We start from the raw sequence: 8049 nt of genomic DNA, 5'->3' as shown, positions 1-8049 counted from the left end.
AGCTGTGAATATTCAAATCTTTCGACTCTCTTACTCTCTCTTTTTTGCTGTCAATCCAATATATCAATGAACTTGTCTTTTCTATTCTTTTTCGCTATCTCGTTTCCTTGATTGCGGGTGCAAAAGTACAACTTATTTTTTATCGTGCAAGTGTTTTTTGAATTTTTTTTAAAATATTTTCTCAACACCTTTTTTTCTTCCGCAGGACAGCAAAGATAATACCTTTTCTAATCCTAAACAAAATTATTTTCTCACAATAAATCTTTCTATGAACGTCGCCTATATTGCGGGTGCAAATCTACAACTTTTTTACCCTTTTCCTAATTTTTAATCAACCTTTTTTACGCCTTTTTTTCAAAACACTGATTACTCGCGTGTTATTTTTAAAATTTTATCAAAATTTAAAAATTTTGTAAGGAAAACCTTTGTATCTAAAACAAATTAGCCCTTCAATTAGGGCTAATATTTTTAATTCTTTAGAAGAAAAACTTAAAGAAACGCTTTTATAGTTAAGTTTAAGGTTTGGTTGTGGCTAGTTTGGCTTCCCAATATTCGGTAAGTTTATCATAATCTATTTCTACTGCCGGTTTTTGCTCTACTAGACTTCCATTAAAAAATGCTCTATGCAAAATGGTTTCTATAAGATAGTCTTCGTTTTCTTCGTAAGGTTGGTACGTAGCTTTAAGATTTATATTGAACAAACTTGCTGTATTGTTTGACCAAAAGGCTTTCCAACCACTTTTGTATTCTTTTATCAAATCATATGTTGATATCCCTGTTTGTCTATATATAAGTTTAACTAAAACTTGTCCTTGCTTATTAGACATCTTTTTAAGTTTTTCTTTAAACTCGTTTTCTAAGTAATCTTCTACTATTTTAAGGTATTTCTTTTTTTCTCTAGCCGTTTTAAGTCGTGCCATATTAGCATTTAAAGAAAGTAACCTTTCTGAAGCTACTTTTGCATACGGATAAGTTCTGTATACACGGTTTTGAAGTAGTATAAATTGCTTTTTGGCTTCGGGATCCATTTTTTGCTTGGCAATGTATACATCTTTTAAAAAAATAGTATCTCTAAGCACCTGCAAAGTATCTTCTTCTATTACTACATAATCTTTCTCTTTTTGAGCAAAAGCAAATGTTGAAAAAACTAATAAGATACCTATATATATATGTCGCATAAAAATATTGCTTTTTGTTTTACAAAAATAAGTGTTTTTATATACAGCAAGTGTAATGCCAAATTTATATTTTAGCAGAATTTTTATACTACATTTTTATTGATAGTATTTTGAATAAAGTATTAAACATAACTATTGTCAATGATTTTTAAAACAAATTAATTATGAAAAACTCACTACTTACTGATGCTTCGCTCAGTTTTTTAGAAAAATACTTAAACAACGCCTCGCCTACTGGCTATGAAAGCGAAGGTCAAAAAATATGGATGGAATATCTTAAGCCTTATGTAGATAGTTTTATAACGGATTCTTATGGCACTGCTGTTGGTGTTATTAATCCAGATGCTCCTTATAAAGTAGTTATAGAAGGACATAGCGACGAGATATCTTGGTATGTAAACTACATTACAGACAATGGTTTAATATATGTAATACGAAATGGCGGCTCTGACCATCAAATTGCTCCCTCAAAAAGAGTGAATATTCATACTAAAAACGGAATTGTAAAAGGTGTTTTTGGCTGGCCTGCAATTCATACTAGACAGCGAGGAAAAGAAGAATCTGCTACGTTACACAATATTTTTATAGACTGTGGCTGTTCTAATAAAGAAGAAGTAGAGAAATTGGGTATTCATGTAGGCTGTGTTATTACTTATCCTGATGAATTTATGGTACTTAACGAAAATAAATTTGTTTGTAGAGCTTTAGACAACAGAATGGGTGGTTTTATGATTGCCGAAGTTGCTCGATTGTTGAAAGAAAACAACATTAAACTTCCTTTTGGTCTCTATATTGTAAATTCGGTACAAGAAGAAATAGGTTTGCGTGGTGCCGAAATGATTACACAAACCATCAAACCTAATGTTGCTATAGTTACCGATGTATGCCACGACACAACAACACCAATGATTGATAAAAAAGTTGAAGGTGATTTGCAGATGGGGAAAGGCCCTGTAATTGCATATGCCCCAGCAACACAAAATGTTTTGAGAGACTTAATTGTAGATACTGCTACCGAAAAAGAGATTCCTTTTCAAAGACATGCTACTTCTAGAGTAACGGGTACCGATACAGATGCTTTTGCTTATAGTAATGGCGGTGTCCCTAGTGCTTTAATTTCGTTGGCGTTACGATACATGCACACTACCGTAGAAATGGTGCAAAGAGAAGATGTAGAAAATGTTATACGCCTGATTTATGAAAGTTTACAAAAAATAGAAAACAATCATAACTTTTCTTATTTTAAATAAAACAACAAAGCCCAAGTTAAATTTATTCACTTGGGCTTTGTTTTGATTTATAAAATAGATTATTTCTACAATTGAGGACCAGCTTGAACTAGATTCTGTCCCTCTTCGTTGTCTGTGTATTGCACAAAGTTTTTAATAAATCTACCTGCCAAATCTTGTGCTTTGGTATGCCATTCTTCTGCATTTTGATAGGTATTTCTTGGATCTAATATATTTGTATCTACATCATGTAAGGCAGTAGGAACTTCAAAATTAAATACCGGAATTACTTTTGTTTCTGCTTTTTCTATACTGCCGTCTAAAATAGCATCTATTATTGCGCGAGTATCTTTAATAGAAATACGTTTACCTGTTCCATTCCAACCTGTATTTACCATGTATGCCGTAGCATGGTGCTCTTCCATTTTTTTGACTAATTCTTCACCGTATTTTGTAGGGTGTAACGACAAAAATGCTTTTCCAAAACAAGCAGAAAATGTAGGTTCTGGTTGTGTAACACCTCTCTCTGTTCCTGCCAATTTTGCTGTAAAACCAGACAAGAAATAATATTTAGTTTGCTCGGGAGTAAGTTTGGATACCGGAGGCATAACACCAAAAGCATCTGCTGTTAGAAAGATTACCTTGGTAGCATGACCCGCTTTAGAAACTGGTTTGACAATATTTTCAATATGGTATATTGGGTAAGATACACGTGTGTTTTGTGTAACAGATCCGTCTTTAAAATCGATTTTACCATTTGTATCTACAGTTACATTTTCCAATAAAGCATCTTTACGGATAGCATTATAAATATCTGGTTCATTTTCTTTACTTAAATCAATAGTTTTTGCGTAGCATCCTCCTTCAAAATTAAACACTCCATCATTATCCCAACCATGTTCATCGTCTCCAATTAATTCTCTTTTTGGATCGGTAGAAAGTGTTGTTTTTCCGGTTCCCGAAAGACCAAAAAATATAGCTACATCGCCATCTTTTCCTTTGTTTGCAGAACAATGCATTGAGGCTATCCCTTGAAGCGGTAGATAGTAGTTCATCATCGAGAACATACCTTTTTTCATTTCGCCTCCATACCAAGTACCACCAATAAGTTGCATTTTTTCGGTAAGATTGAAAGCAATATAAACTTCAGAATTCATTCCATGTTGAGCATAGTCTTTAAAACTAGTTTTTGAACCGTTCATTACTACAAAATCAGGCTCTCCAAAGGCATCTAACTCTTGCTCTGTAGGGCGTATAAACATATTGGTAACAAAATGTGCTTGCCAAGCCACTTCCATAATAAAGCGCACTTTTAAGCGCGTGTTTTCATTAGCGCCACAAAAAGCATCTACAACATACAGTTTTTTGTTAGAAAGTTGTTTTACTGTAGTATCTTTTAAAGCATTCCAAGTATCTTGAGAAATCGGTTTGTTATCGTTTGCCGCTTTTTCAGAATTCCACCAAATGGTATTTTCGGTTACGCTATCTTTTACAATATATTTATCTTTTGGCGATCTGCCAGTAAACTCTCCTGTCATTACATTTACAGCACCTAGTTCTGTAAGTTTTCCTTTTTCATAACCTTCTAAATTATCGCTCAACTCTGCGTTGTATAAATCTTCGTAAGAAGGGTTGTATATTATTTCAGTAGCGTTTTGTATTCCATATTTTTCTAGCGAAATCGTTTTCGTAGAAAGCACATTATTATCCATAAATTTAATTTGTGTTGTAATTAATTGTTTTTGCAAATTTAAAAAATTAATTATTACAACGTTGTAGTTACATTAAACTTTATGATTTTTTGAAAAGATAATTCCAAAATAAAACACCCCAAGACAAAATTAAAAATACACCTCCAATAGGGGTAACAAAGCCAAAGGGTTTAAAATTTATTCCAGAAATAGAACCCGTAGACAATAAATAAATAGAACCCGAGAACAATATTACTCCCAAAACAACAAAGTAATATATTAATTTTTTGGACTTCTCATCTAATTGATTTTGCAATCCTAAAAACAACAAAAACAAAGCATGATACATTTGATATTTTACAGCAGTTTCAAAACTAATTAAATGCTCTGGCAACAAAACTTTTTTAAGTGCATGTGCACCAAAAGCACCAAAAATAATAGCCGTCATTCCAAAAAAAGCAGCTACAGAAAAGATTTTATTATTCATTTTTTTAATATTTATTTGTAGAAAACAAATTAATTTCTAGTTCCTACAAAAATAGTTTAAAGCTTTATATTGACCTTATATTTTTTAGATTTTATCAATATTTACACATTTAGTAGCATTAGTTTTATAAATTTGCAACTATTTACTATTATTTTATGAGAAAAATACTCATTATTGGCGCAGGCAGATCTGCTTCATCTCTTATCAAATATTTATTAGACAAATCTGAAAAAGAAAATCTATTTATTACACTTGCAGATTTATCGGTAGAACAAGCTCAAAAAAAACTACAAAATCATATTAATTCTAAAGCAGTAGCATTAGACATAAATAATGTATCCGAAAGACAAAATCTAATACAAAACACAGATATTGTTGTATCTATGCTTCCTGCCCATATGCATATAGAGGTTGCAAAAGATTGTATTTTGTTTAAAAAAAATATGGTTACCGCCTCTTATGTTTCTGATGCTATGCAGGCACTCGATGCAGAAGTAAAAGCAAACAGCTTGATTTTTATGAACGAAATTGGTCTTGACCCTGGTATAGACCACATGAGTGCCATGAAAATAATTCATGCTATACGAGAACAAGGTGGAAAAATGCTTCTTTTTGAATCGTTTTGCGGCGGACTTGTAGCTCCCGAAAGCGACAACAATCTATGGAATTACAAGTTTACTTGGGCACCAAGAAATGTAGTATTGGCAGGACAAGGAGGCGCAGCAAAATTTATTCAAGAAGGCAAATACAAATACATTCCTTATCCAAAAATATTTAGAAGAACCGAATTTTTAGCTGTAGAAGGCTACGGAAAATTTGAAGCTTACGCCAATAGAGATTCTCTCAAGTACAGAAGTGTATACGGGCTAGACGACATACTTACACTATACAGAGGTACAATTCGTAGAGTAGGTTTTTCAAAAGCATGGAATATGTTTGTTATGCTCGGCATGACAGACGACACTTACGTTATGGAAAACTCCGAAAACATGTCGTACAGAGACTTTATAAATTCTTTTTTACCTTACCACCCTACAGATTCGGTAGAAATAAAAACCCGAATGCAGCTTGGCATTGAACAAGACGACATTATGTGGGACAAACTTTTGGAACTAGACTTGTTTAACCCCAACAAAAAAATTGGATTACCCAATGCAACGCCAGCACAAATTCTCGAAAAAATATTAAACGAAAGTTGGGCACTTGAACCAAAAGACAAAGATATGATTGTAATGTATCATAAATTTGGATATGAACTTAATGGCATTCAACAACAAATAGACTCCAAAATGGTTTGTATAGGAGACGACCAAACCTATACAGCTATGGCAAAAACAGTAGGATTACCTGTAGCTATGGCAACACTACAAATATTAAACGGAAAAATAAAAACACCTGGAGTACAACTACCTATAAACCCCGAAGTATACAATCCAATACTTAAAGAATTGGAAGAATACGGGGTACAATTTAAAGAAAGCGTTATGCCTTATGTGGGTTACAACCCAGATAAAATAAGCGTGTCTGTGTAATTTGACAACTAAATTTCTTCACACACTTGTATATATAATAATAATTTGTACTTTTGCACTCCCTTAATTGGGAATGGAATGTTTAATTTAAATTAATTATTGTGAACACATTAAGCTACAAGACAGTTTCAGCAAACAAAGCTACTGTAGACAAACAGTGGATTGTTGTAGATGCTGAGGGTCATAACTTAGGTCGTCTTGCTTCAAAAGTAGCCATGCTATTAAGAGGTAAGTACAAGCCAAGTTATACGCCGCACGTTGATTGTGGAGATAACGTAATTGTTATCAACGCAGAAAAAATCAACCTAACTGGTAACAAATTGGAGGACAAAACATACATCCGCCACACAGGTTATCCAGGAGGACAAAGAAGCTTATCTGCAAAAGTAATGCAACAAAAAAATCCTGCATTATTAGTAGAAAAAGCTGTAAAAGGAATGTTGCCTAAAAACAAATTAGGAGCGCAACTTTTCCGTAATTTAAATGTAAATGTAGGTTCAGAGCACAAACACGCAGCTCAACAACCTAAAACCGTTAACTTAAACGATCTGAAGTAATGGGAGTTATTCATAAAATCGGTAGAAGAAAATGTGCAGTTGCACGTGTTTATGTTACTGAAGGAACAGGAAAAATCACTGTAAACAAAAGAGAATTTGCTAATTATTTCCCTACAGCTACATTACAATACAAAGTTTTACAACCTATGTCTATGACAAACAATGTTGAAAACTTTGATGTAAAAGTAAATGTATATGGAGGTGGAACTACAGGACAAGCAGAAGCTGTAAGAATGGCTATTGCTCGCGCTATGTGCGAAGTAGAAGCTGAAAACAGAGCTGTCTTAAAACCAGAAGGATTATTAACAAGAGATCCAAGAATGGTAGAACGTAAAAAATTCGGTCAGAAAAAAGCACGTAAGAGATTCCAATTCTCTAAACGTTAATCGAATTATCGTTCCTTTTTTATTGAAATTAGAAACACAGTTGTCGTTTATTTCTTTTACACAAAGGAAATTAGTTTAGCATCTAAATGAAGCTTAAAGCCAATAGCAAACTGCTAAAAGCAAAAAGAACATTGCTAATCAAACGGAACGTAAACTATTACAAAAAATGGCAAACAAAATAGAAGTTAAAGAATTATTAGAAGCAGGTGTTCATTTTGGACACATGACTCGCAAATGGGATCCAAACATGGCTCCTTACATTTATATGGAGCGTAATGGTATTCATATCATTAACCTATATAAAACTGCAGCAAAAATTGAAGAAGCTAACGAAGCTTTGAAAAAAATTGCTGCCTCTGGTAGAAAAGTACTTTTTGTAGCTACCAAAAAACAAGCTAAAGATATCGTTGCTGAAAAAGCTGCTGCTTGCAATATGCCATACATTACAGAAAGATGGCCAGGTGGTATGCTTACCAACTTTGTAACTATCCGTAAAGCCGTTAAAAAAATGGCTTCTATCGATAGAATGAAAAAAGATGGTACTTTCGATACGTTATCGAAAAAAGAAAAATTACAAATAGATCGTCTTCGTGCTAAACTAGAAAAGAACTTAGGATCTATTGCTGACATGTCTAGAATACCTGCTGCTCTATTTGTAGTAGATATTAAAGCTGAACACATCGCAGTAAAAGAAGCAAAAAAATTAAACATTCCAGTTTTTGCAATGGTAGATACAAACTCAGATCCACGTGAAGTAGATTATGTAATACCTGCAAATGATGATGCTTCAAAATCTATCGAAAAAATATTATCGTTAGTAACTGATGCTGTAAAAGACGGATTAGCAAACAGAACTTCTGAAAAAGAAACTGAAGAAACTGTTGAAACACCAGAAGTTGCTACTGCTGCTCCTGAAGTTGCTCCAGTAGAAACAAAATCTGAAGAATAAAAACAGAAAATTCCAATCTATAAATTCCAAATTCCAACAA

General features: G+C 33.1%; 8 protein-coding genes. 5 read left to right on the top strand and 3 right to left on the bottom strand.

The genetic code is table 11. The features are described 5' to 3' along the window. Positions 1 to 515 precede the first annotated feature (515 nt). A complete protein-coding gene (locus Q361_RS10090) occupies positions 516 to 1178 on the bottom strand; it encodes a DUF4294 domain-containing protein (RefSeq protein ID WP_103726605.1) in 663 nt (220 codons plus the stop codon). A 164-nt stretch (positions 1179 to 1342) separates the two neighbouring features. Between Q361_RS10090 and Q361_RS10085 the strand changes: the two genes are divergently transcribed. After that, positions 1343 to 2428, top strand: a complete 1086-nt coding sequence (locus Q361_RS10085; protein WP_394335862.1) for a M42 family metallopeptidase — start codon at positions 1343 to 1345, stop codon at positions 2426 to 2428. Between the two features lie 65 nt (positions 2429 to 2493). Here Q361_RS10085 and pckA read toward each other — a convergent pair whose 3' ends face one another. Both pckA and Q361_RS10075 read right to left on the bottom strand, forming a co-directional pair. Beyond that, a complete protein-coding gene (pckA, locus tag Q361_RS10080) occupies positions 2494 to 4119 on the bottom strand; it encodes a phosphoenolpyruvate carboxykinase (ATP) (RefSeq protein ID WP_103726603.1) in 1626 nt (541 codons plus the stop codon). 79 nt (positions 4120 to 4198) lie between these two features. Next, positions 4199 to 4585 (bottom strand): DUF423 domain-containing protein, encoded by a 387-nt coding sequence (locus Q361_RS10075; protein ID WP_103726602.1) that lies wholly within the window; start codon positions 4583 to 4585, stop codon positions 4199 to 4201. Between the two features lie 155 nt (positions 4586 to 4740). Here Q361_RS10075 and Q361_RS10070 point away from each other — a divergent pair, with 155 nt between their 5' ends. The 4 genes from Q361_RS10070 (at position 4741) to rpsB (ending at position 8009) form a co-directional block, all read left to right on the top strand. Then, a complete protein-coding gene (locus tag Q361_RS10070; RefSeq protein WP_103726601.1) occupies positions 4741 to 6117 on the top strand; it encodes a saccharopine dehydrogenase family protein in 1377 nt (458 codons plus the stop codon). A gap of 101 nt (positions 6118 to 6218) precedes the next feature. Next, the gene (gene rplM / locus Q361_RS10065) at positions 6219 to 6674 is read left to right on the top strand and encodes a 50S ribosomal protein L13 (protein ID WP_103726600.1); all 456 of its coding nucleotides are present in this window, start codon (positions 6219 to 6221) and stop codon (positions 6672 to 6674) included. Further along, a complete protein-coding gene (gene rpsI / locus Q361_RS10060) occupies positions 6674 to 7060 on the top strand; it encodes a 30S ribosomal protein S9 (RefSeq protein ID WP_103726599.1) in 387 nt (128 codons plus the stop codon). The genes rplM and rpsI overlap by 1 nt, the downstream gene beginning before the upstream one ends. Positions 7061 to 7226: 166 nt before the next feature. Further along, a complete protein-coding gene (gene rpsB, locus Q361_RS10055; protein WP_103726598.1) occupies positions 7227 to 8009 on the top strand; it encodes a 30S ribosomal protein S2 in 783 nt (260 codons plus the stop codon). Positions 8010 to 8049: the final 40 nt, after the last annotated feature.

It is taken from the genome of Flavobacterium croceum DSM 17960 (assembly GCF_002917885.1).
In the GTDB taxonomy this organism is placed as follows: Bacteria; Bacteroidota; Bacteroidia; order Flavobacteriales; family Flavobacteriaceae; genus Flavobacterium; species Flavobacterium croceum.
This window is presented reverse-complemented; position numbering and strand designations above follow the sequence as displayed.